Source organism: Novosphingobium aeonii (assembly GCF_052279045.1).
Taxonomy (GTDB): Bacteria; Pseudomonadota; Alphaproteobacteria; order Sphingomonadales; family Sphingomonadaceae; genus Novosphingobium.
In genome coordinates, this window is record NZ_CP176834.1 from 56,784 (window position 1) to 77,565 (window position 20,782).

At 63.3% G+C, this 20,782-nt stretch carries 23 protein-coding genes and 1 pseudogene; 14 read left to right on the top strand and 10 right to left on the bottom strand.

The window, feature by feature from the left end:
* The first annotated feature begins 801 nt into the window (after window positions 1-801).
* The gene (locus ACLIMP_RS24955; protein WP_036529376.1) at window positions 802-1,917 is read left to right on the top strand and encodes a replication initiation protein; all 1,116 of its coding nucleotides are present in this window, start codon (window positions 802-804) and stop codon (window positions 1,915-1,917) included.
* Window positions 1,918-1,955: 38 nt separating this feature from the next.
* Here the strand turns inward: ACLIMP_RS24955 and ACLIMP_RS24960 are convergent, their stop codons facing one another.
* The 3 genes from ACLIMP_RS24960 to ACLIMP_RS24970 all read right to left on the bottom strand — a co-directional run bounded on the left by ACLIMP_RS24960 (window position 1,956) and on the right by ACLIMP_RS24970 (window position 4,461).
* A complete protein-coding gene (locus tag ACLIMP_RS24960; protein WP_443479001.1) occupies window positions 1,956-2,351 on the bottom strand; it encodes a hypothetical protein in 396 nt (131 codons plus the stop codon).
* A complete protein-coding gene (locus tag ACLIMP_RS24965; RefSeq protein ID WP_232037482.1) occupies window positions 2,344-3,078 on the bottom strand; it encodes an AAA family ATPase in 735 nt (244 codons plus the stop codon). The genes ACLIMP_RS24960 and ACLIMP_RS24965 overlap by 8 nt, the downstream gene beginning before the upstream one ends.
* A 384-nt stretch (window positions 3,079-3,462) precedes the next feature.
* Window positions 3,463-4,461 carry a hypothetical protein gene (locus ACLIMP_RS24970; RefSeq protein ID WP_443479002.1) on the bottom strand — a complete coding sequence of 333 codons (999 nt, stop codon included), beginning with the start codon at window positions 4,459-4,461 and terminating at the stop codon, window positions 3,463-3,465.
* A gap of 322 nt (window positions 4,462-4,783) precedes the next feature.
* On the opposite strand from ACLIMP_RS24970, the gene ACLIMP_RS24975 reads away from it, so the two are divergent.
* Window positions 4,784-5,707 carry a recombinase family protein gene (locus ACLIMP_RS24975; RefSeq protein WP_036529372.1) on the top strand — a complete coding sequence of 308 codons (924 nt, stop codon included), beginning with the start codon at window positions 4,784-4,786 and terminating at the stop codon, window positions 5,705-5,707.
* Window positions 5,708-5,909: 202 nt separating this feature from the next.
* Here ACLIMP_RS24975 and ACLIMP_RS24980 read toward each other — a convergent pair whose 3' ends face one another.
* A complete protein-coding gene (locus tag ACLIMP_RS24980; protein WP_155986449.1) occupies window positions 5,910-6,494 on the bottom strand; it encodes a hypothetical protein in 585 nt (194 codons plus the stop codon).
* Window positions 6,491-6,703 carry a hypothetical protein gene (locus ACLIMP_RS24985; protein ID WP_036529368.1) on the bottom strand — a complete coding sequence of 71 codons (213 nt, stop codon included), beginning with the start codon at window positions 6,701-6,703 and terminating at the stop codon, window positions 6,491-6,493. Before ACLIMP_RS24985 ends, ACLIMP_RS24980 begins: the two co-directional genes overlap by 4 nt.
* Window positions 6,704-7,081: 378 nt before the next feature.
* On the opposite strand from ACLIMP_RS24985, the gene ACLIMP_RS24990 reads away from it, so the two are divergent.
* The gene (locus tag ACLIMP_RS24990; protein WP_303761942.1) at window positions 7,082-7,516 is read left to right on the top strand and encodes a hypothetical protein; all 435 of its coding nucleotides are present in this window, start codon (window positions 7,082-7,084) and stop codon (window positions 7,514-7,516) included.
* A gap of 147 nt (window positions 7,517-7,663) precedes the next feature.
* Here ACLIMP_RS24990 and ACLIMP_RS24995 read toward each other — a convergent pair whose 3' ends face one another.
* Window positions 7,664-7,840, bottom strand: a complete 177-nt coding sequence (locus ACLIMP_RS24995; RefSeq protein WP_081799188.1) for a DUF3606 domain-containing protein — start codon at window positions 7,838-7,840, stop codon at window positions 7,664-7,666.
* A gap of 168 nt (window positions 7,841-8,008) precedes the next feature.
* On the opposite strand from ACLIMP_RS24995, the gene ligD reads away from it, so the two are divergent.
* The 4 genes and pseudogenes from ligD to ACLIMP_RS25015 all read left to right on the top strand — a co-directional run bounded on the left by ligD (window position 8,009) and on the right by ACLIMP_RS25015 (window position 12,381).
* Complete coding sequence (gene ligD / locus ACLIMP_RS25000; RefSeq protein ID WP_303761938.1) at window positions 8,009-9,865, top strand: DNA ligase D; 1,857 nt, start codon at window positions 8,009-8,011, stop codon at window positions 9,863-9,865.
* Window positions 9,862-10,671: pseudogene (gene xth, locus ACLIMP_RS25005) on the top strand (exodeoxyribonuclease III). Before ligD ends, xth begins: the two are co-directional and overlap by 4 nt.
* Complete coding sequence (locus ACLIMP_RS25010; RefSeq protein ID WP_443479003.1) at window positions 10,668-11,162, top strand: cupin; 495 nt, start codon at window positions 10,668-10,670, stop codon at window positions 11,160-11,162. Before xth ends, ACLIMP_RS25010 begins: the two are co-directional and overlap by 4 nt.
* A 103-nt stretch (window positions 11,163-11,265) precedes the next feature.
* Complete coding sequence (locus ACLIMP_RS25015; protein ID WP_036529363.1) at window positions 11,266-12,381, top strand: DNA topoisomerase IB; 1,116 nt, start codon at window positions 11,266-11,268, stop codon at window positions 12,379-12,381.
* A gap of 88 nt (window positions 12,382-12,469) precedes the next feature.
* On the opposite strand, the gene ACLIMP_RS25020 is transcribed toward ACLIMP_RS25015, so the two are convergent.
* On the bottom strand, window positions 12,470-13,321 hold the full coding sequence (locus ACLIMP_RS25020) for a glucose 1-dehydrogenase (protein WP_036529410.1): 852 nt from the start codon (window positions 13,319-13,321) through the stop codon (window positions 12,470-12,472).
* A 268-nt stretch (window positions 13,322-13,589) separates the two neighbouring features.
* Here ACLIMP_RS25020 and ACLIMP_RS25025 point away from each other — a divergent pair, with 268 nt between their 5' ends.
* Complete coding sequence (locus ACLIMP_RS25025; protein WP_036529362.1) at window positions 13,590-14,399, top strand: alpha/beta hydrolase; 810 nt, start codon at window positions 13,590-13,592, stop codon at window positions 14,397-14,399.
* Between the two features lie 111 nt (window positions 14,400-14,510).
* Here the strand turns inward: ACLIMP_RS25025 and fixJ are convergent, their stop codons facing one another.
* Together fixJ and ACLIMP_RS25035 are read right to left on the bottom strand one after the other, a co-directional pair.
* On the bottom strand, window positions 14,511-15,122 hold the full coding sequence (gene fixJ, locus ACLIMP_RS25030; protein WP_036529361.1) for a response regulator FixJ: 612 nt from the start codon (window positions 15,120-15,122) through the stop codon (window positions 14,511-14,513).
* Window positions 15,112-16,614 carry a sensor histidine kinase gene (locus tag ACLIMP_RS25035; protein WP_036529360.1) on the bottom strand — a complete coding sequence of 501 codons (1,503 nt, stop codon included), beginning with the start codon at window positions 16,612-16,614 and terminating at the stop codon, window positions 15,112-15,114. Before ACLIMP_RS25035 ends, fixJ begins: the two co-directional genes overlap by 11 nt.
* Window positions 16,615-16,739: 125 nt before the next feature.
* Here ACLIMP_RS25035 and ACLIMP_RS25040 point away from each other — a divergent pair, with 125 nt between their 5' ends.
* From ACLIMP_RS25040 to ACLIMP_RS25060, 5 genes are read left to right on the top strand one after another with little or no spacing between them, the layout of a single operon-like run.
* On the top strand, window positions 16,740-17,429 hold the full coding sequence (locus ACLIMP_RS25040) for an alternative oxidase (RefSeq protein WP_008831954.1): 690 nt from the start codon (window positions 16,740-16,742) through the stop codon (window positions 17,427-17,429).
* Entirely contained in the window at window positions 17,426-17,818 is a 393-nt protein-coding gene (locus ACLIMP_RS25045) for a response regulator (protein WP_443479004.1), read from the top strand. Before ACLIMP_RS25040 ends, ACLIMP_RS25045 begins: the two co-directional genes overlap by 4 nt.
* A gap of 1 nt (window position 17,819) precedes the next feature.
* Complete coding sequence (locus tag ACLIMP_RS25050) at window positions 17,820-18,203, top strand: group III truncated hemoglobin (protein ID WP_036529357.1); 384 nt, start codon at window positions 17,820-17,822, stop codon at window positions 18,201-18,203.
* Entirely contained in the window at window positions 18,200-18,493 is a 294-nt protein-coding gene (locus tag ACLIMP_RS25055; RefSeq protein ID WP_036529354.1) for a TehB family protein, read from the top strand. The genes ACLIMP_RS25050 and ACLIMP_RS25055 overlap by 4 nt, the downstream gene beginning before the upstream one ends.
* A 59-nt stretch (window positions 18,494-18,552) precedes the next feature.
* The gene (locus ACLIMP_RS25060; RefSeq protein WP_036529351.1) at window positions 18,553-19,002 is read left to right on the top strand and encodes a globin domain-containing protein; all 450 of its coding nucleotides are present in this window, start codon (window positions 18,553-18,555) and stop codon (window positions 19,000-19,002) included.
* A 174-nt stretch (window positions 19,003-19,176) separates the two neighbouring features.
* On the opposite strand, the gene ACLIMP_RS25065 is transcribed toward ACLIMP_RS25060, so the two are convergent.
* On the bottom strand, window positions 19,177-19,611 hold the full coding sequence (locus ACLIMP_RS25065) for a hypothetical protein (RefSeq protein ID WP_048938890.1): 435 nt from the start codon (window positions 19,609-19,611) through the stop codon (window positions 19,177-19,179).
* A 168-nt stretch (window positions 19,612-19,779) separates the two neighbouring features.
* Here ACLIMP_RS25065 and ACLIMP_RS25070 point away from each other — a divergent pair, with 168 nt between their 5' ends.
* Window positions 19,780-20,667 (top strand): universal stress protein, encoded by an 888-nt coding sequence (locus ACLIMP_RS25070; RefSeq protein ID WP_048938889.1) that lies wholly within the window; start codon window positions 19,780-19,782, stop codon window positions 20,665-20,667.
* The last annotated feature ends 115 nt before the right edge of the window (window positions 20,668-20,782 follow it).

The window sequence follows — 20,782 nt, forward strand, 5'->3', positions numbered from 1 at the left end:
GGGGCAGCCGACCAGGGCATGGTGCGCAACCTCGGCGGTTCTGCGGAAGGTTACTTCTTCCTCAAAAAATCCATCTGTAGAAACGCCCAAGCGGAGCGCGGGAGCTTCTATATTTCAATGATTCTAAGATTCAGGGGCAATTTCGCCCGTGGAACCAATGGGTTAGACCCCATTCATGTGAGCAGCTGGGGGCTTTATCGTGAGGACTCGGGGGCCTTTATGCGAGCGGCCGGGGGCCTTTGCCTGAGTGGCCGGGGGATTATGTGAGGGATCGGGGGAATCGTCCCAGTGGCTTGCAAAACAACACGGGAATGGCTTGAAAGGCCAGCCTTTTTGGTACGACGCCGGCCCTAAACCTCGACCGACCTTCTTTATGTGAGCGATCGGGGGCGATCCCCCTGCCCTTCCCGTCCGTTTATATGAGCTTTCGGGGGGCATCACTATACCGGGGAAATTCCCTATTTCGAACCGAGTCGCTTTATATGAGCGATCGGGGGGCTTTCAAAAAACCCAGTAAAAGCAAGTAGATGCTGTGGCGTTTATGTGAGCGCGCGGGGGATGTCGCAATGCGGCCGGTAATAGCGCTGCACTGGGGAATGTCGGGTCAGGAACTTTATATGAGCGATGGGGGATCTCGCGAGACTCGCGGTGAATCGGCGAGTCGGACAATTTCTTTATATGAGTGGTCGGGGGCCGCCGGTTTGCGCCTCTGTCAGCCTTTATGTGAGGGCTGGGGGGCATGTCTATGTGAGTGAACGGGGGGATGTTCTCTTTATGACAAGGTGATGATATGCAACTCACATGAAGCCCGATTCGGACATCGTTGAGATCGAGGTTTCCCCGGAAGCGGATGGCCTGAGTCGGACGCTGCGGGTCGCTGATGTGATTCGCCGCCGCGATCTCGATTTTGTAAGCAAACCGGGCGAACTCGTCGAATCCGAGTTTGAAACCGGCTCCTTGAGCGCCGCCGGGCGCAAGGCCTTCGCCCTCATGCTGCGCAAGGCTGGGCCGGACGCTGGCGAGGACAGAAACTTCACGATTACCAAGAAAGAACTGCGCGGGTCGCACAAGGGCAATGAGCGCATCCAGCCCGTGATGGACGAGCTTTTGCGCGTGATCGTGCGCATCCGCACGACGACCAAGAAGGGCAAGCCCGCGATCATGTCGCAGTCCCTGCTCTCAAGCTGCGTCGAGGAAATCTCCGAGGACGGCATGAGCGTCGTGGAGTACGAGTTTTCGGAAGCCTTCAAGCGCGTGATGCAGCGCTCGGACTATTATGCGCGGGTCAACCTGGGCGTCATGCTGGCGCTGCAGTCGCGCTATTCGCTGACGCTCTATGACCTGGGCTGCCTGATCATCAACCGGCAGAACCGTGTCGTGAAGATGGAGGTCGAGGAACTGCGCCGGCGTCTGGGCGTGCCGGAGGGTAGCTTCAAGAATTTCGCGGAATTCCGCCGCGATGTCCTGGCAAAATCGAAGCTGGAGATCGACCAGCTCGCGGATTTCACCGTGGAATGGGACGAGATCCGCGGGTCGGGGCGTGGACGGCCTGTCGAGGCTGTGAAGCTCACCTTCAGTCCCAAGGATCCCGTCGATCAGGAGGAAACCGCCAAGGAGCTTGATCGGCCGAAAGTGGGTCGGCGTGCCAGGCGGGACGGAACGGTCGAAACCGTCGCACCGCCGCGCGTCCCCCTGCCCTCGGCGCGCCCCTTCCCTTCGGGATCGCTGAACTTCTGCCCTGACCAACGCATTATCACGATTTTCCGCGATTTTGGCGGAGGCTGGGACAAGGATATGATTGCCGATGCCTACCGGCAGAAAATGGGCGCGAAGCTGGAGACCCTGACGGGCGCCGCTCTCTACAAATCGTGGGAAGGCTTCTGCAAAAGCTGGGTCGCGATGCGCGGGACGCCCTGAAGTCTCCTCCCCCCGTTCCTCACATAAAGAGCCGGGCCCTACTCCCCGCTACCCCCCTGCCCTTCCGCGAGATCGATCAACGCCATGATGCCGTCGGGCAGGCTGAGGTTGCGATCGTCGCACCAGCGAACGAGCCGGTCGCGCTCAGGCGGCGACAGGCGCATGCTTATATGCAGTGAGCGCGCGGGACCCCGCTGCGGCTTGCGCTTCGGGATGATGCCCACCTCGCTCGCGACTTGCGGGAAATAGCCTGACGGAAGCGTCGCTGGCGCCGGTTCGCGGATGGGCGCCGGTGCGGCGGCCGGAGCGGGCTTCGGCGTCGCAGCAATCAGGTTCTTGAGACGGTCGGCCGGGTCTTCGCTATGCTCGATGCGCCGCCGGGTGGAGCCGATGATGTCCCCCATCGCGCCGGCAGCAGACTTGGGCTCAGGCATTGACGGCCTCCTTGTTCTGAATTTCGCTGAGTATGTCGGCCAGGATGCCTTGCGCGATGCGCCGCGCCTTCTCGGTCTTGGCCAGGCCGGCGGCCTCCACCTCGGCCAGCGTCATGCGATAGTTGGACATGGCGCGGAATGCGTCGAGCGTATGCATCTGCTCGTTGAACGTCGGCAGAGCATTGCTGATCTGGCTGTCGATCTCCCATTCGGCCTTGGAGCGGGCGACCTGCCCTGTCTGCGTGATCAGGACCCTGTAGGGCACGCCGCCACACATCTTGCCCAGCATGTCGCTGGTTTCCACGGTGCGCTCGAGATCGAGGCGCGATGAGCGCGTCGGAATGACGACGAAATCGGAGTCCATCGCCGCGTAGGCTGTCTTGAAGTTGGAAGTGCCCTCGGAATCGACAATGACGAGCTGCGCGGCATCGCGCGCGCGCGCGATAGCGGGTCCAATGTCCGCGTCCCGGAGCTGCGAGGCGTCTTCCACCGTGATGCGCCCCTCCCCTCCCCTGTCGGCATTCATCCGATCCCGATACCAGTTGAGCAAGCTGTTCTGACGGTCGGCGTCGAGCATGAAGACCGAACCGCCGAGCGCCTCGAATTCGGAAGCGAGCGCGAGCGCGAGCGTGGTCTTACCGGCGCCGCCTTTGCTTTGCGCGATCGTGATGACGGGCATGCGAACTCCTGTAATGCGATAGCGCTGCACACTGCGCGGCACAAACATGGCCCGCCCCGCACCGCGCCGCACACAATGACAGCGCCACTGATAGCGTCACCGCCCGCGCCACGCAAGGCGCGTATACGCGCGACAGCGCGTGCAAGTGCGCGGCAGTATGCGGCAGCGCTAGGCGTAGTGCCAGCGCGATGAACCGCGAGTGCGCAGGCGCATTACAGTGCGGACACGCCAGCGAGCGTGCAAGCGCTTCCGCTGGCGATATGTGCCGCGCTGGGGTAAGCGTCATCGCTGCATAAAGTACAGCGGAATGTGGTGCGGACGCGCGTTACAGCGCGCGACACATCGTGCGGCACAAGCTTAAGTGCTGAAATTACAAGGAATTCTATTGTGTGCAGGGCGACGAGGAGCCGAGGTGATCCGCGCTGAAATGCCCTATCGGGAATTGAGAAGCTGATCGATGGCTGCCATTTCCGCGTCGAACTGGTCGAAGACAGCCGCCAGATTTCGAGACGGCGAGGGAAGAGACCCCTCCACGCGGGGGCGCCCAAGAGGCGCTCTGGCAAAGCCAAACTCGACAGCGAGGTCCACGCTCATGAAAATGCGCCATGTCCGCCTTGTCGTGATTTCGGTTAGAAGTCCGGTACCGGCGGCGCGCTCCAGCAACTTGCTTGCGCCCGTCACGGTCAAATCAAGAAGTCGCGCCACAGCCTGTGGCGACAGGACCGGTTGGTGAAGCGTAAGCGCGAGGAGGGAGGGCAGGGCGCCGGGACGATAAGACTCCGCGATTGCCGTTCGGGCTTTGCGATGGAGGCGCTCCAGATGGTCAAGGCGTTCAAGGCCACGCTCGGCGCGCGCGGCAAGAGCCCGTAGGAGCGCGAGCCAGTCGGCTTCGTTCAGTGTCTTCTTCAAGCGGAAGGCTTTGGCGCCGCCGACGAGGCAGGGGAGGGGGCTGGCCGTCAGATCCTGGTCCCGTAAGGCGAACGGCAGACCGAGCCAGGGGTCGGGCCCGCCTCGTACTCGTGCATAGCGCCGGATCTGTTCGAGCGCGCGGACGAGGGGAGGGTGGTCCGCGGACTCGACCGGCATTTCGACAGCCTTGGGGAGCGCATCGCGCCAGACAAAGGGGTCTGATGACCCCAGTATGTCCTGCCAGGGCGCGAACGCCTCATATTCGCCGCGGTTCGTGGCGCGCAGCGGGCGGCCGGGGATCGTGACCCGGCAGCCCCAGGAAAATAGGTCGATTTCATCGACCTCGTGACCTTCCAACTGAAGAGCACGCGCATAGCCAGCCCAAGCTGCGCGGGCCTGCCACGCCGAGTGCACAAAACTCCCGGAAATTCGATTGTTTAGCGTCGCTATCACTGCGGTCGCATGTGAAACTTCAGTGACGACCTTCGGCGTATAGCTTGGTCCGAAGCCAGCGATATCCATGGGGCCAAAGTAACAAATACTGAGCTTAAAAGCAATCTTGGTTCACTTTGCTCACACATTTATGGCGGCCCTTTGCCGACGCGAGGGGCGACCCCTCGTTACAGGCGCCGGTAGGCCCCGCTGTCGCTTGCTGAGACGCAGATTTCATCCGCGTAAATCGGCCGGCGGGGCTGTCCAAGCGCCCGAAAGTCGCCCGCATGCCCATGGGACGCGGGAAAGGGCCGCGGGTCGAATCCCGGGGGACGGGGCTGGCCAAAACCGGTGCTGACGTTTATCAAACGGGGGCAACCCCTCGATTGCCCCCGTTTGATGGAATGTGACAGTGGCTTTGATCGGCTATGCCCGCGTATCGACCGAAGATCAGGACACGGCCGGCCAACGCCTTGCGCTGGAGCAGCAGGGTTGCGCCCTCATCTTCGAAGACAAGGCCAGCGGGGGAAGCCGGGACCGCCCAAACCTCAGCAGGGCATTGGCAAGGGTAGGGGAGGGCGACACCCTCATTGTCGTGCGGATCGATCGATTGGCGCGCTCGCTCGTCCATCTGCTGGAGATCGTCGAGCAGCTGCGGGCGAAGGGCGCCTATTTTCGCTCGATCAACGACCCGATCGACACTTCGAGCGCCCAAGGCATGCTGATGACCCAGATGCTAGGCGCCTTTGCCGAATTCGAACGCGCCCTTATCCGAGAACGCACGCGGGCAGGGCTTGCCGCGGCGATGGCGAGGGGCGCCAAGCCCGGCAATCCCAAGATGCGCGCGCGCGATCCGGCGGCAATCGCTGATATTGGCTACGCGCACAAAGAGCGCTATCTGCACGCCTTAATCGATGATCGCCACCGTTGGCTGCCGACCGTAGAGCGCCTGCGACCACATCTTCCCTGGTCGATAGTCTTGCGCCAGATCCGCGCGATAAAGCCCCCCGTGCGCTCATTTAGTGAGCGTACGCTGGTGAAGGCCTGCAGGGCCCTGGTCAAAGTCGGTTATGCCGACGATGTAATCCTCCAGTCCGCGCCGCGGCTGCCACCGGATACCCGCGTCGCGCGCCTGGTGGCGGACAGGTTGAAGACCTATCCGGAATCGTCTCTGCGCGACCTTGCGGGCTGGCTCAGCAAAGACTTGCGCGAACCTACGCCACGCGGCGGCATACACTGGTCGGCCGAGGGCGTGCGGCGTGTTCTGGAACGGGCGAGGGGGCTTGGGCTTCTCGTAGATCGCGAGGCGTCTTCGGACCCGTGTCTGATCACCTAATGGAGCGCGATAATGTGCCGCGTCTTGTGGGGCGCGGCACAAGGCGCGGCACTTAGAAGCTGAAGTGGTGCGCCGTGCGCTCTGCGGCGACCGGATTGTTCAGTCGGAGTGGAGTTTCAAGCCCGTTAGGCCAAAAAGGAAGCTCGGGCCTGGCTGTTGCCTGACAGCTTTGGGCGGACCCTATCAAGCAGCCGAGCGGCCTTCAGGCCGCTGCTGGCTTGTGCCGACGAGCAGCTAGGCCAGCAGTCCAACCGGCCCACACTGTGAGCCCACCGACGATCGTCGCGACAGCCAGCACCGGCAGCGAAGTCCAAGCCCGACAAATACCGTCTGTCAAACGCTGCTCTCCCCCAGGGTCTCGACCAGGACGGCCTGGGCGACCATCGCCATGCCGACGATGAAGAACGGCCGGCCGTAACGTGGTGCCGTCGCGTAGAGGCACGCCGCGGCAACAAGCCCCAAGCTCTGCAGCACGCACAGTCCACGCGAAGTGAGCGGGGTCGAACGACGTGAAAGGCGGGGCCAGATGCCCGAGCAGCCGTTCGATAATGGGCTCGACGAGGGGCAGGGCTGTCGCGAGCATATAGCGGGCGTGCAGCTGCACTTTGCGCCTTTCTTTCAGCGCGAAATAGAAGAGGACCATCAGAAGGATGGGTGTCGCGGCATCCAATATACCCAGGCGTCCGCCGTTGATCTGGTAGAAAGGGTCTGACGGCGTGTTGCGCGCCATGCTCAAAAGGACAGCGACGCTCCCCGCGAGAAAAAGCGGAAACAGAAACAAACTCACGATCCCGAAAATCCGGTCGCGCCGCGTCGCTGATGATGAATGGTCCAGCTCTGGAGCGCCAGCAGCAACATCCAGGCGGTGGCCGTTACTCCATGAAGATGAAGTTCTGTCCGCGCGGTCCGCAAAACAGCGAAGTAGGTCGGCCAGAATGCCACGACTGTGGCGAGCACCATTGCCAGGACGAGATAATGGGCGCGGCGAAGCGGCATCCGATGATCCTGACAGACAGTAATTTCGCGGCGCCCCTTCCGAAGGGACCGCGTGGGTCCTTAGCAATTGCGCAATCCGCCGAGCGGCATTTCGTTGGCTGGAACCGGCAACGACTTCCTCGACGACCGAGCGCCCGGATTGGCTGCGAGCGCTGCCGATCACAGGTCAGGCATTGACGACGAAGTTCTGTAAGAAAGTGTGTCCCCCAATCGAAACCGTGACGGGCCCATTGATAAACTCGATCTGAGGCCTAGCTTTGGGATGCGTACCGGGCCCCTCTGGCGAGAATGTCTCGTGATGTCGGACGTATCGAACTCAGGGGCCGTCTCAATCATACTCCCTGAGCTCGATCCATTGTTTGGAAAGAGGAGTATGTTGTGATCTTGTCTTTGCTTGCCTTGGCAACCGCTTCCGCTGCCCCCTTCGCTGATCAGGTTCATCGGACCAGCGTGGATCATCAAGGAAGATCCCTGGATGTGACCTATCGGGCCGATGCCAAGGTATCTACCCGCCAGATCGGCATGTCCGCGGGAACACGACCCACCACGGAACGCTGCCTCTGGGCCGCCCGGGTGGCCGTCGTTCGCGATGTGGCAGGTACCAAGGGCGCATCTTTGAGTCATCGCCTGGATGCCGATCAAATGATCCGGGGCAGCCATTTTGGCAAATGCTCGGAGAATAGGGCGCAGGTTGCGTCATTAATTGCGCGTCGCAGTGATGAGGTGAAAGCTCATCTTGCGGAAGTTGCGCGAGAGGATGCACCTCAGTTGGCGAACGTTATCAGCTCAGCCAAGCATTTCGCAGCCAACTAGACGCGGATTATAATAGCTAGCAGGGAGCCCGGCGCGTGGGTCGCGTCGGGGCCCATCTGATGAATATCTGAGTTGTACGCCGTCCGCTGAGCAGCACGACAGCGAAGGCGGCACCGCAGTTTGCATTGCGAAGCGAGCGGGTCGACCTTAGCCCTTCAGGTGCTGCTCGACAGCGTCCGCGCCGTTTCCGACAGCCTTCACGGCCGCTTCCAGCGTTTCCTTGCTGACACCAAACTTGCCGGTCCAATAATCGACCTCATAATCCTCTCCGAGCGCGATACGCGCCCGGTCCTGGGGCCCGCGAGCGTCCTTGTCGTCTGCCATTGCTCATCTCCTTCGTCGGTGGCCTAGGTCCGCAACGCCGGGGGGACGACGCGGTTGCCGCGATCGGTGAGACGCGGGGCGTCGCTCGGCGAGCCGAGTCCGCGGCGCGCTGGAACGAGTCCGCCGCTCACGCACTTTGGTCTCCATGAAGAACAACGGCCCTCCATCATGGCGCGCGTGAGCTCAGCGCCAGGGAAAGCGGCTTCAACCGGCCGCGCGCCGCCTTTCCGCCCTGTGCAACTCGCAACGCTGGTCGACACCGTTCCCACCGGCAACCGCTGGCTGCACGAAATGAAGTATGACGGCTACCGTGTGCTGCTGAGCGTCGGCGGGGGCGAGGCCGTTGCCTATACCCGCTCGGGACTCGACTGGTCGGAGAAGTTTAGCGGACTGGTTGTCGACTCCCTGAAGCTGAAGGTCTCCTCCGCGCTCATCGACGGCGAGGCGGTCGTGCTCGATGCCGACGGCCGCTCGAGTTTCCAGGCTTTGCAAAACGCGCTCAAAGGGGCGCCGGCTTCGATCGATTATTTCGCGTTCGACCTGCTGGAGCTCGACGGCGAGGATCTAACCCAGCTGCCGCTCACCGAGCGCAAGGCGAAGCTCGCGAAGATCCTGCCCAAGGGCAAGTCGCGGTTGCGCTATTCGGATCACATTGCCGGCAATGGCGAGAAGTTGCTCAACCAGTTCTGCGCGGCGGGCCTCGAAGGGGTCATCTCGAAGCGGGCCGACGGCCGCTATGTCGGCTCGCGATCGGGCGGCTGGCTGAAGACCAAATGCATCAAGCGGCAGGAGTTCGTCGTGGTCGGCTGGACCCCTTCAGACAAGTCGCGGTTATTCCGATCGCTGATCCTGGGTGTCCACGAGGACGGCGTCCTGCGCTATGCCGGCAAGGTCGGCACCGGCTTCGATACTCAGGAGATTATCGACCTGATGGCGGTGATGGCGCCGCTCGAGCAGGAAGCGCCGGCCGTCAAGGCGCCGCGCGCAGAGGTGCGCGGCGCGCACTGGCTGCGGCCCAAGCTGGTCGCAGAAATCGCGTTTACCGAAATGACAAACGAAGGGACCCTCCGGCATCCGTCCTTTCTGGGCCTACGCGAAGACAAGAAGCCCGAGGCTGTGGTCGTCGAGACCGAGGCGCCGGTTGGGGCGGTGGCGGCCGAGACGTCGTCGATCAAGATCACCAACCGCGACCGTGTCATTTTTCCCGAGGGGAAGCTTACCAAGGGTCAACTGGCCGACTATTATTCGCAGGCCGCCCCGATCATGCTGCCCTGGATCGGGTCTCGGCCGATCAGCCTCGTGCGCTGCCCGCAAGGCCGGGCCAAGAAATGCTTCTTCCAGAAGCATGACGCGGGCAGTTTTGGCGACGCTGTCCGGCATGTCGCCATTCGCGAGAAGGACGGGCATGACGAGCCCTATCTCTATGTCGATACCGCGGACGGCCTGCTCACCTGCGTACAGATGGGCACGATCGAGTTCCATGGCTGGGGCGCCAGGATCGAGGATGTCGAGAAGGCCGACAGGCTGGTCTTCGATCTTGATCCCGACGAGGGTCTGGATTTCGAGAATGTGCGCAGCGCCGCCTTCCACTTTCGCGAGATCCTGCAGTCGATCGGGCTTGAGACCTTCCCGATGGTGACCGGCGGCAAGGGCGTCCATGTGATCGCGCCACTGGTCCCGCAAGCGGAGTGGCCGGAGGTGAAAGATTTTGCGCATCGGCTGGCCCAGGCGGTTGCCCAGAGCGACCCTGAGCATTTCACGGCCGCCCTGCCGAAAGCGCAGCGCAAGGGCCGCATCTTCGTCGACTATCTTCGCAACCAGCGCGGTGCGACGGCGGTCATGCCCTATGGGGTCCGCGCGCGCGAAGGCGCGCCGGTCGCCGTACCCGTCACATGGAAGGAAATGGAGACGATCGACAAGCCCTCGCACTGGACCATTCGGGATGGCACCGAACTGGTGAAGCGGGCCGGCTCCAAGGCGCTCAGCGGTTGGGGCCGCGCCGACCAGACCCTGCCTGACCTGTGAAGATCGCCACCTATAATGTGAACGGCGTCAATGGCCGGCTGCCGGTGCTGCTGCGCTGGCTTGAGGAAGCGTAGCCCGATGTGGTCGTGCTCCAGGAATTGAAGGCGCCGCAGGAGAAGTTTCCGGAAAGTGCGATCCGCGATCTTGGCTTTGATGTCATCTGGCACGGCCAGAAGTCGTGGAACGGCGTTGCGCTGCTCAGCCGCGTCGGCGAAATCCACGAGACGCGGCGGGGGCTTCCGGGCGACCCCGACCCGAGCCAGAGCCGCTATATCGAGGCGGCGGTCAACGGCATCCTGATCGGCGGGCTTTACCTGCCCAACGGCAATCCGCGGCCCGGCCCCAAATTCGACTACAAGCTGCGCTGGTTCGACCGGCTGGTCGAGCACGCGGCCGGGTTGCTGGAGAGCGGACTGCCGGTGATGCTGGCGGGCGACTTCAATGTCATGCCGACCGATCTCGACGTCTACAAGCCGGAGCGCTGGCTCGACGACGCGCTGTTCGCACCCGAAGTAAGGGCGGCCTATTTCCGGCTGTTGGATCAGGGCTGGACCGACGCGCTGCGCACGCTGCACCCGGGCGAGGTCATCTACACCTTCTGGGACTATTTCCGGAACGCCTATGGCCGCAATGCGGGCCTGCGCATCGATCACCTGCTGCTCAGCCCCGCGCTTTCCGACCGGCTGCTCGATGCCCAGGTCGACCGCCATGTCCGGGGCTGGGAAAAGACCAGCGACCATGCACCAGTCTGGATCGAACTGGCCGACAAGCCAAAGCGCAAGCGAGCCCCGAAAGCAAAAATATGATGGAGATCGAAAGCTTCCTGCTCGGCGAGAATGACTGGGTGCCGAACAATGCGCGGTTGCAGGTCGTCATCTATCGCGCCGCGCTGGACGGCGAGGGCGAAGACCTGGCCGAGCGATTCGAGGCGTTGTTCGAGAACCATGGATGGCCGCCGGACTGGCGCGACGGCGTGTTCGATTATCACCATTATCATTCGACCGCACACGAGGTTTTGGGTGTTTTCGCAGGGAAGGCGACCCTCGAGCTTGGCGGGCCAGACGGGCACAAGGTGTCCGTCGCAGCCGGCGATGCGCTCATGCTGCCGACCGGTACCGGCCACCGCGCAATTCATGCGAGCCTGGATTTCCAGGTTGTCGGCGCCTATCCGCGGGGACAGGGCTGGGACATCTGCCGCGAAGCGCCCGACGACGCGGCACGCGCGCGGATGGAGGCGCTTCCCGATCCGAAGCATGACCCCTTTACCGGCGAGACGGGGGCAAGGACTGGCGCCTGATCATGACAGGCGCATAGAAGGATCGAGCCTTGCTCTTGAACAGTGCGAACTAGAGTCCGGCCTGGGTGGGGAACGCGAACCCGTGCTGGACGCTTCAGCGGTTATGAAAACACAAGAGGATGGGCCGGCTGACACCGGCGAGGCAGGAACGATCGTCGATGCGCAGGAAGCCGCGGAAAATGCGGGTCTCGTCTACGTAACCGACGACAGCCCGGGAATCGTCCGCCAGTCCTACCGTGGCAAGTTTCGATATCGCGATGCCCGGGGCAACGTCGTGACGGACGAAAAAACTCTGAAGCGAATTGCTTCGCTCGCCATCCCCCCGGCCTATACCGATGTCTGGATCTGCCCCAAGGCAAACGGGCACATCCAGGCGACCGGCCGTGACGCAAAGGGCCGCAAGCAGTATCGTTACCATCCGCGTTTCCGCGAGGTACGCGACAGCACCAAGTACGAGCACATGCTGGACTTCGCAAAGGCCCTTCCTGGCGTGCGCGAGCGCATCCATGCCGATCTCAAGAAGCGCGGGCTACCGCGTGAGAAGGTCCTGGCCGCCGTCGTGCATCTGCTCGAGACCACGATGATCCGCATCGGCAACGCGGATTATGCCAAGCAGAACAAGAGTTATGGCCTCACGACCCTCCAGGACCGCCATGTCGCGATTGAGGGCGCTGAGCTCCGATTCAATTTCAAGGGCAAGAGCGGAAAGCAGTGGCGGCTGAAGCTGAAGGATCGGCGCATCGCGAAGATCGTCAAGGCCAGCCAGGATCTGCCCGGACAGCATCTGTTCCAATATGTGGGCGAAGACGGCGCGCAGTACGAAGTCACCTCGAACGATATCAACGCTTATCTTCGGGAGATCTCCGGGACGGACATCACCGCCAAGGATTTCCGCACCTGGAATGGCACGGTGCTCGCCGCCCTAGCGCTTTCCGAATATGAAAAAGTCGACAGCCAGGCTGCGGCGAAACGAAATGTTCGCACCGCAATCGAAGCCGTCGCTTCGCGGCTGGGCAATACGCCCACCGTGTGCCGCAAGTGCTACATTCATCCCGAAGTCTTCGAAAGCTACCTGAGTGACGAATTGGTCCTGGAGGCGCGGGACGCCGTCGAGAAGGAGCTTCGGGAAGACTTGTCCCGGCTCCGTCCGGAAGAAGCTGTCGTGCTGGCGTTCCTCCAGCGTCGGCTCGCCGAAAAGGCAAAGGTTCCGGCCCTGTAGCCATATGATGAATGGCGGGGCGATGGCCCGTCTCGATCTTTCCGTGAGCCCTGAAGGTCCCTCGCACAGATGCTCAGCGTCGGTTGCTTCAGCCGTTCACGATCGTGCCGCCATTGGGATGGAGGACTTGGCCCGACATGTAGCTGGAGTCCTCGCAGGCTAGGAACAGGAAGGCCGGAGCGACCTCATTGGGCTGTCCGGGCCGACCCATCGGGGTGTTTTCGCCAAAATGCTCGAGCTTCTCCGGGCTGGCGCCGCCGCAAGGGTTGAGCGGGGTCCAGATCGGTCCCGGCGCCACTGCGTTGACGCGAATGCCGTCGCTGACGAGGTTCTCGGACAGCGAGCGGGTGAAGGCGGTGATGGCGCCCTTGGTTGAACTGTAGTCGAGCAGCTCCTTTGAACCCTGGTACATGGTGACCGAGGTGCAGTTGATGATGGCCGCGCCCTCCTTGAGATGCGGCCGCGCCGCCTGGACGAGGAAAAACATCCCGAAGATGTTGGTCTGGAACGTGCGCCGTAGCTGTTCCTCGGTAATGTCGGTGATGTCCTTGTCGGGATGCTGCTCGCCGGCATTGTTGACCAGGATGTCGATTTTGCCGAACGCGCTGAGCGTCTCGGCGACGATCCGCTCCGAAGTGTCCTTTTCTCCGATATCACCCCGAATGGCGATCGCCTGGCGGCCTTCGGCCTCGACGATGCGCTTCGTCTCGGCGGCGTCGTCATCTTCGCACAGATAAGCGATCGCGATGTCGGCGCCCTCCCGGGCATAGAGAGCCGCCACCGCCCGGCCGATCCCGCTGTCAGCACCGGTTATGATCGCGACCTTGCCCGCGAGGCGATCGGAACCCTTGTAGCGCGGTTGCCACTCTGGCTGCGGATCGAGACCGCTCTCGTGACCCGGAAGCGCATCTTCGTGAATCATCCCCTGGGTATCACTCATGGACATCTCCTTCTCACAAGAGAACTCGCCCACCGCGGATCGGTTCTTCGCCTTGGCGACGGAGCGAGACATTAGGAGCCCAGGCGCCGGTACAGGATGGAGCAAGCCACCGGGACGACGATGCGGCGAGGAGCCGTCATCGCGAGAAGTCATCCCGGGCAACGCTATTCATGGTCGCGCGTTCTCGTCCCTGTGCCTCAAGGCATTCGAGGAACCCATCCTGAACGGTCGCGCACCGGGAAGGCGCAGATCAGCAGGAGATTATCGCATGACCGACATCGTCTTCGTCCACGGCATGTTCCAGAACCCCAAAAGCTGGGAAAACTGGATCCGTATGTTCAGCGACAAGGGGTACAACTGCCACGCCCCGGCCTGGCCGCTGCATGAAGGTGATCCGCGCTCGCTGCGCGATAATCCGCCGCCGGGTCTGGGCGAACTTCGCCTCAAGGATGTCATCGCATCTATCGAGGCTACGGTGCGTGGCCTCGACCGCCCGGTGATGATCGGCCATTCGGTGGGCGGTCTCATTACCCAGATCCTGTTGAGCCGGGGAGCGCTGTCGGCCGGGGTGGCGATCGATTCCGTCGCGCCTAATGCCATGGTCGACTTCGACTGGGGCTTTCTCAAGAACAGCGCGATCATCGCCAACCCGCTGAAGGGTGACGAACCCATCTACATGGATGCCAAGACCTTCCACGGCGCTTTCGCCAACCGTTTGAGCGAAGAGGAGGCAGCGCGCGCGTTCGAAGCGACGGCGACGCACGATAGCCGCAATATCCTGCGCGACTGTATGGGCGAGGATGGCCGGATCGATCTCGACGCACCGCACGCGCCCTTGCTGCTGATCGGCGGTGAGGAGGACGAGATCATCCCGGCGCATCTGACCGAGAAGAACCACAGGGCCTATAAGGATGAGGGGAGCGTTGCGGAGTTCGTGTCCTTTCCTGGCCGGAGCCACTTCATCTGCAACGAGCCCGGCTGGGAAGAGGTCGCGCATACCGCGCTCCAGTTCATCGAGCGCAACGGCGTCCGTGCCGGATCTGGCGCCCGCAGCATTGAACCGATGAGCCCGTCCTGATTTGACGGGGGAGGGGCTGTCTCGTTGAGAACGGCCCCTTCCATTGTCCGACGGTTGCGGAGGGCCGGGCGAGCCCTTCCGCCGATTATCAAGGACGCCCCTTGGTGCCTCTCAGGATAGCCGCGCGATCGTGACCATCCGGACGAGGTCGGACAAGGTCTTTGCCTGCATTTTCATCATGACATTGGCGCGGTAGACCTCGACCGTCCTCGCGCTGATCTCCAGGTCATAGGCGATCGCCTTGTTAGCCTGGCCCGCGACGAGGCCGTCCATGACCTCGCGCTCGCGCGGGCTGAGCGTGGCGATGCGGTCGAGGATGGCCTGCCTTTCCGCGGCGGAGGCGGCATCTCCCGCGGTGCGAGCCAGCGCGTTGCGGATCGCGCTCAGCATGACCTCGTCATCGAACGGCTTTTCGATGAAGTCCGCCACGCCGGCTTTCATGGCCTGGATCGCCAGCGGGACGTCGGCGTGGCCGGTCACGACGATGACAGGGACTCCTGCGCCTCCGTGCTGCAGCTTTTCGGCCAGCTCGATGCCGGTCATCCCCGGCATGCGCACGTCGGTTACGAGGCAGGCGCCTGCGAGGGGCGGCGATGATTTGAGGAACGCGTCGGCCGAAGCATAGGAGCGCACCCGTATCCCGGCTACATCGAGGAGGAATTCCAGTGAATGCCGGACGCTATCGTCGTCATCGATCACATAAACGATTGGGTTACTCGCCATCGCCTGGCCCTTCCTTGTCCTCCTTGGGCAGCGTGAAGCCGAACACGGCCCCGCCCCCTTCATGAGATTCTGCCCAGATGCGCCCGCCATGGGCCTCGACGATCGTGCGCGAGATCGACAGGCCTACACCCATGCCGGTGCGTTTCGTGGTGATGAATGGTTGAAACAGCCGGTCGGCCACATCGGCCGCGATGCCCGGGCCGGTATCGGCGACCGTCACCCGCGCCATGTCGGCGTCGGCCGGCGCGATGGCGATGGTCAACGCACGTGGCCCCGACCCAGTCCCGGCCATGGCGTCGATGGCATTGCGAACGAGGTTGAGCACCACCTGCTGGATTTGCACCTTGTCCGCGAGCACGAGATCGATCTCTGGGCTGAAGTCATGCTGGACGCGTATCCCATGCTCCTTGGCGCCGACGAGCGCCAGCGCGCTCGCCTCCTCGACAAGCTTCGGCAGGCTTTCGACCGTTCGTTCGGTTTCGCCGCGCGCGACGAAATCGCGCAGCCGGCGGATGATTTCCCCGGCTCGCAGCGCCTCGGCGGCGGCGCGGCCGACCGCATCAATAACCCGGTCGTTGCGACCCTCATCGCGTTCAAGCAGCATCTTGCTGCCCTTGAGATAGTTGGCGATGGCGGAGAGGGGCTGGTTCAGTTCATGGGCGAGGGCCGAGGCCATTTCACCCAGGGCGGTCAGCCGCGAGACGTGAACGAGTTCGCTCTGCAGTTCCTGCAGCCTCGCCTCGGCATGCTGGCGCTCGGTGAGATCGCGGATGAAGCCGGTGAAGAACCGCTGCCCGTTGGCCTGCACTTCGCCGACGGCGAGTTCGAGCGGAAAGGTCGATCCGTCGCGGCGTTCACCCACGACGACGCGGCCCTTACCGATGATGCGGCGCTCTCCCGTCTGGTAGTAGCGATCCAGATAGCCATCATGAGCTGCGCGGTAGGGCTCAGGCATCAGGAGCCGCACGTTGCGGCCCGCGATGTCCTGCGCCTTCCAGCCGAACATCCGTTCCGCCGCGGGGCTGAAGTCGCGAATGAGTCCCGCAGCATCGATCACCACCATGGCGTCGGGGACGGTGTCGAGGATCGAGCGCAGATGGGCTTCTCGGCTGGCGAGGCCGGCAGCGGCCTCGTCCGAAGCAAGTCGGGCTCGCTGAAACCACTCGCCCCCTAGCGCGATGGCGAGCCCGATCGCCACGAAGGCCACCGCGGCAATCACGCTGCCTTCCTCGATCGGGCCTGTCAGGTGGTCGCACCACAGGCCGGCGGCTGCGCCGGCCAGCGAAGCCATCGCGCCGACGCGAAGGCCTGACAGGGCGCTGGCGGCGACCACGCCCGGGACGAAGAAGATGAAGGTCGCGCGCGCGCCGAGCTGATCGGCAAACAGCAGCCGCACCGCGAGGCCGCCGGCGATCGCGAGCAGCGCGACGCCCAGGGCAGCGGGCAGGGCGAGCCGCGGCAGGAGCCGGCTTGCACCATCGCTGCGAGCCACCTCCGGTAAGTCCCTTAGGGGCGCTGCGGTAGGGACATCATCCAAATTTTCGTCCTTCCTTTCCCCGTCTACTTACGGCCCATCAGCGGCGCCCCGTCAATCGCGTCGCCATTGGAGACACGACAATGACTGCACCGTTCATCGATCTGGGCGTTCACCACAAGGCCAGCGGACTTTCCGACAAGGTCGCGCTCGGCTTCACCAAGGTTCTTCGCTGGTGCGCGGACACCTTTTTTGCCCAGCGCTACGGTCACCGGGCCGTCGTGCTCGAGACCGTCGCCGCGGTGCCCGGCATGGTCGGTGCGACGATCAACCACCTCGCCTGCCTGCGCCGCATGTGCGACGACAAGGGCTGGATCAAGACGCTCATGGACGAGGCCGAGAATGAGCGCATGCACCTCATGACCTTCATCGAGATTTCCAAGCCGACCTGGTTCGAGCGGGCCGTGATCATCGGCGTGCAATGGGTGTTCTATGTGTTCTTCTTTGCTCTCTATCTTTTGAGCGCCAAGACGGCCCACCGCGTCGTCGGCTATTTCGAGGAAGAGGCGGTGATCAGCTACACGCACTATCTCGCGGAAATCGACGAGGGCCGCAGCGCCAATGTGCCGGCGCCCGAGATTGCCAAGCGGTACTGGGGGCTGCCCGAGGAGGCTACCTTGCGCGACGTGGTGCTGGTCGTCCGCGCCGACGAGGCGCACCACCGCGACGTCAACCACGGCTTCGCCAATGAACTGGGCGGGTTGCCGGTTGGAGCCGTCGCGCAGTGCCCGCCCCACGCCGAGCTCGTCCCCAACTGGAAGAAGGCCGCTTGAGCCTCGGCCTGACTGCGGAAGGACATGACATGGTCTTGGATCGCCCGGTCCTGCTGTTCGAAAGCGATCAGCCCGTCCTGTCCTCCCTGCAGTTCGCCCTGAGCCTCGAGGGGTTCCTGCCCGCGGATGGCAATATGCCGGATGCGGACCCCGCGACGGCCGAATGCCTCGTCATCGACCAGCGATATCGCGCCGATGGGATCGGCTTTCTGCAGGATCTGCGGGACAAGGGCGTTGTCGTACCGGCAATCCTGCTGGCGACCAATCCCTCGCGGGAACTCCGGCGACGGATGAAGCCGCTCGGAGCAGTCCTGATCGAAAAGCCGCTGCTCGGCAACGAGCTCACTGATGCCCTCCTGACCATCATCGCTTCCTCCAAGGCCGCCTGACATGTCTGCTTGCTCTATCGACGAAACCGCCATCGACCTGCTCGTGCCTGCCTTCTATGCCCGCGTCCGGGCGGATGCGTTGCTCGGGCCGATCTTCGAGAGTGCCATCGACGACTGGCCCCATCATCTGGCGAAGCTGAAGGATTTCTGGTCGTCGGTGATGCTGGCAAGCGGGCGCTACAAAGGCCAGCCGATGCCCGCCCATATCCGTCACGAAAGGGCGTTGAGTAAGGAGGCCTTTGCCCGCTGGCTCGCGATCTGGCGAGAGACCACGGACGAACTTCTCGCGCCGGCCGTCGCCAGGGCGTTCCAGGACAAGGCGGACCGTATCGCCCAAAGCCTTCAGCTAGGGATGCAGTTTTATCGCGAACGGAGCGCCGCATGACTGTCGCGATCCCAGCGAACGCCAAGTCCTACAAGCGCACCGCGACCTTTACCGAAACCACCATCCCGGCAGGCCTGCCGGGCGACCATTCGACCAAGGAGGGCACCTGGGGCCTCATCCGGGTAGAAAACGGCGCGCTTCGCTATGTGGTGACGGACGAGCGTCGGCCGCCTTCGGAGCGGATCCTCACCGCGGCCGGCGAGCCGGGCGTGGTCGAACCGACCATCCTGCACCATGTGGCGCCGGTGGGGCCGGTCCGCTTCCACGTCGAATTTCTAAGGATGGATTGATCGCCTGACCGGCACGTCCCCTCGTTCCCAACCTCGGTAGTTTATCAAGGAGTTCCCTGATGCGTACAGCCTCACCCGCCGCCATGGAGATCGTCAAGGCCACGGCCCCCGCTCTTGAGAAGCACGGCGTTGAGATCACCACGGCCATGTATGCCCGGCTGCTGCAGGATCCCGAGATCGCCGCCATGTTCGATCGGGCGGCGCAGGAAAGCGGGGAGCAGCCGCGCCGGCTCGCCGGCGCGATCCTGGCCTACGCAAGGAATATCGATAAGCTCCAGAACCTTGGGAGCGCCGTGCAGCGCATGGTCGCCCGGCACGTCGAGACCGGCGTCAGGCCCGAGCACTATCCCCATGTCGCGGCCGCTCTACTTCCGGCGATCCGTGAAGTTCTGGGCGCCGAAGTCGCCACGGACGACGTGCTGGCTGCCTGGGGCGAAGCCTACTGGATGCTTGCCGACATTCTCATCGCTGCCGAAACGCAGGCTTATGAAGAGGCCAGCGCCGCCTGATCGATAGCTTTGACACGGCCTATCCCGAGGTGACCGGCAGGAGAGCCTTACCACGTTGCGATATCGCGGGCCCTGGCCGCCGCTGTCGGACTCCTGCTGGTGATCCGGATCATACCAGCCAATAGGGCAAGCATCTCCCTATGGGGCCACCAGGGACCTTAAGGCCCGCTCGTGTCAGGTTCCGGAAGCGCCTTGCGTTTTCGTGAGGTCGACTGAGGGCAGGGCGTTCAATTGTTCCCTTGTCATCGTCGTCGAAAGGTCGGTGTCATTGCCCTTGCGAACGACCTGCAATCCGGCCACGGGAACGTGGACGAACTTGTCAGGATGGCTGTCCTCGATCTCGATCAGAAGCTGTGACACCGAGCCGTCCGGGCCGCGCACGAGCGACTTCACGTCTCCGAGTTCCACGCCGTTGCCGCCGACCAGGTCCGCTTCCAGCAATTGGACCTCGGTGAGACCGAGCGCAGCCGGAGTCGGGCCGGCGGCGGCCGCCGCTGCTTCGGCGTCGTGTTCGACCTTGTCCTCGGCGATATCACTGGGGGAATCGGCCCTGTTGCAACCTGTGATAAGGACAGCCGAGCAGGCCAGAGCGAACAAGGCGCGATTCATTAGTCTTCTCCGGATTTCAAACTGCCATCGCCATAGAAGGCGCTTGGGGCCTTACGGTTCCCTGATCCGCGGGCCGGCAACGCACCCATTCAGGCGGGCGTAGGTGGATGTAAAAGGCGAAATGTTCTAGCTTCAGCAGCTTGGGGGGCGAACCGGAAGGAGCGTCGTTTGACCGAGCCTGTTGCAGCCACGATCAGGAAGATCCTCGTGGCGACGGATCTTACCCCGCGATGCGATCGCGCCCTCGACCGCGCCGTCCAGTTGGCGAGGGAGAGCCAGGCCGAACTGGTGGCGGTTCATGTCATGGACGCGGCCGACCAGTCCGGCTCGATGTTCGATCGGCGAGAGCGGTCCTGGCGGCGCGTGCCTGACCCCGCCGAACGGATGCGCTGGCGGTTGCAGCGCGACCTTGCCGAGGCGTTCGAAGGGATCAGGGTCATCGCGGCCCAGGGCGATCCGGCTGAACAGTTGGTTGCCCATGCACGCAGCGAAGCCTGCGATCTCATTTTGACAGGGGCGGCGAGCGCGGAATCGATGGGCCGGATCCTGTTCGGTAGCACCGTCAACCGCGTGGCTCGCGAGGTCGAGCAGCCGATCCTGGTCGTTCACGACCGCGCCTTCCGGCCTTATCGCGAGATCGTCGTGGCGACGGACTTTTCCGATGCGTCGATTGCGGGACTGCAGACTGCCTGGGACCTGTTTCCCCAAGCGGCATTTACGCTATTTCATGCCTATGACGTCCCCAGTGCCGCGCTCGCCGACGCGCGGCAGGACGGGCGCGCGCTTCTGACGATGCAAGAGGACATGATGGCGAAGGTTCGCGCCGATGACCGCCTCGACGCCCGTCTGCGCGGCAAGGTTTCGGTGGTGGCCGATTACGGCGCGCCCGAGGCCCTTCTCCCCGACTATGTAGAGGACCAGCGCGTCGATCTCACGGTTGTCGGCAGCCACGGACATGGCGCCCTGTTCGACGCGCTGATGGGCAGCACGGCCAAGCGTCTGGTCGAAGCGCTCGAGGGCGACCTTCTGATCGTGCGCCATTCTGCGGACGCGTGAGAAAGGGGCCGAGTCCATCTCCGGCGGGGAGCCAATCGCGCGCCGCCGTGTTTCACAGGAGGAAAGACCGTTCAGGCCGCTGCAGGGGATATGAGGGGGTGCAATCGGTTTTGAT

Bases quoted from the DNA above. Each gene is read 5' to 3' on its own strand.
- fixJ (WP_036529361.1), bottom strand. From the start codon at position 15,122: ATGGCGAGTAACCCAATCGTTTATGTGATCGATGACGACGATAGCGTC.
- ACLIMP_RS24970 (WP_443479002.1), bottom strand. From the start codon at position 4,461: ATGGATATCGCTGGCTTCGGACCAAGCTATACGCCGAAGGTCGTCACT.
- ACLIMP_RS25020 (WP_036529410.1), bottom strand. From the start codon at position 13,321: ATGAGTGATACCCAGGGGATGATTCACGAAGATGCGCTTCCGGGTCAC.
- ACLIMP_RS25025 (WP_036529362.1), top strand. From the start codon at position 13,590: ATGACCGACATCGTCTTCGTCCACGGCATGTTCCAGAACCCCAAAAGC.
- ACLIMP_RS25050 (WP_036529357.1), top strand. From the start codon at position 17,820: ATGTCTGCTTGCTCTATCGACGAAACCGCCATCGACCTGCTCGTGCCT.
- ACLIMP_RS25010 (WP_443479003.1), top strand. From the start codon at position 10,668: ATGATGGAGATCGAAAGCTTCCTGCTCGGCGAGAATGACTGGGTGCCG.
- ACLIMP_RS24960 (WP_443479001.1), bottom strand. From the start codon at position 2,351: ATGCCTGAGCCCAAGTCTGCTGCCGGCGCGATGGGGGACATCATCGGC.
- ACLIMP_RS25055 (WP_036529354.1), top strand. From the start codon at position 18,200: ATGACTGTCGCGATCCCAGCGAACGCCAAGTCCTACAAGCGCACCGCG.
- ACLIMP_RS24965 (WP_232037482.1), bottom strand. From the start codon at position 3,078: ATGTTTGTGCCGCGCAGTGTGCAGCGCTATCGCATTACAGGAGTTCGC.
- ACLIMP_RS24955 (WP_036529376.1), top strand. From the start codon at position 802: ATGAAGCCCGATTCGGACATCGTTGAGATCGAGGTTTCCCCGGAAGCG.
- ACLIMP_RS25040 (WP_008831954.1), top strand. From the start codon at position 16,740: ATGACTGCACCGTTCATCGATCTGGGCGTTCACCACAAGGCCAGCGGA.
- ligD (WP_303761938.1), top strand. From the start codon at position 8,009: ATGGCGCGCGTGAGCTCAGCGCCAGGGAAAGCGGCTTCAACCGGCCGC.
- ACLIMP_RS24995 (WP_081799188.1), bottom strand. From the start codon at position 7,840: ATGGCAGACGACAAGGACGCTCGCGGGCCCCAGGACCGGGCGCGTATC.
- ACLIMP_RS25065 (WP_048938890.1), bottom strand. From the start codon at position 19,611: ATGAATCGCGCCTTGTTCGCTCTGGCCTGCTCGGCTGTCCTTATCACA.
- ACLIMP_RS25015 (WP_036529363.1), top strand. From the start codon at position 11,266: ATGAAAACACAAGAGGATGGGCCGGCTGACACCGGCGAGGCAGGAACG.
- ACLIMP_RS24985 (WP_036529368.1), bottom strand. From the start codon at position 6,703: ATGCCGCTTCGCCGCGCCCATTATCTCGTCCTGGCAATGGTGCTCGCC.
- ACLIMP_RS25060 (WP_036529351.1), top strand. From the start codon at position 18,553: ATGCGTACAGCCTCACCCGCCGCCATGGAGATCGTCAAGGCCACGGCC.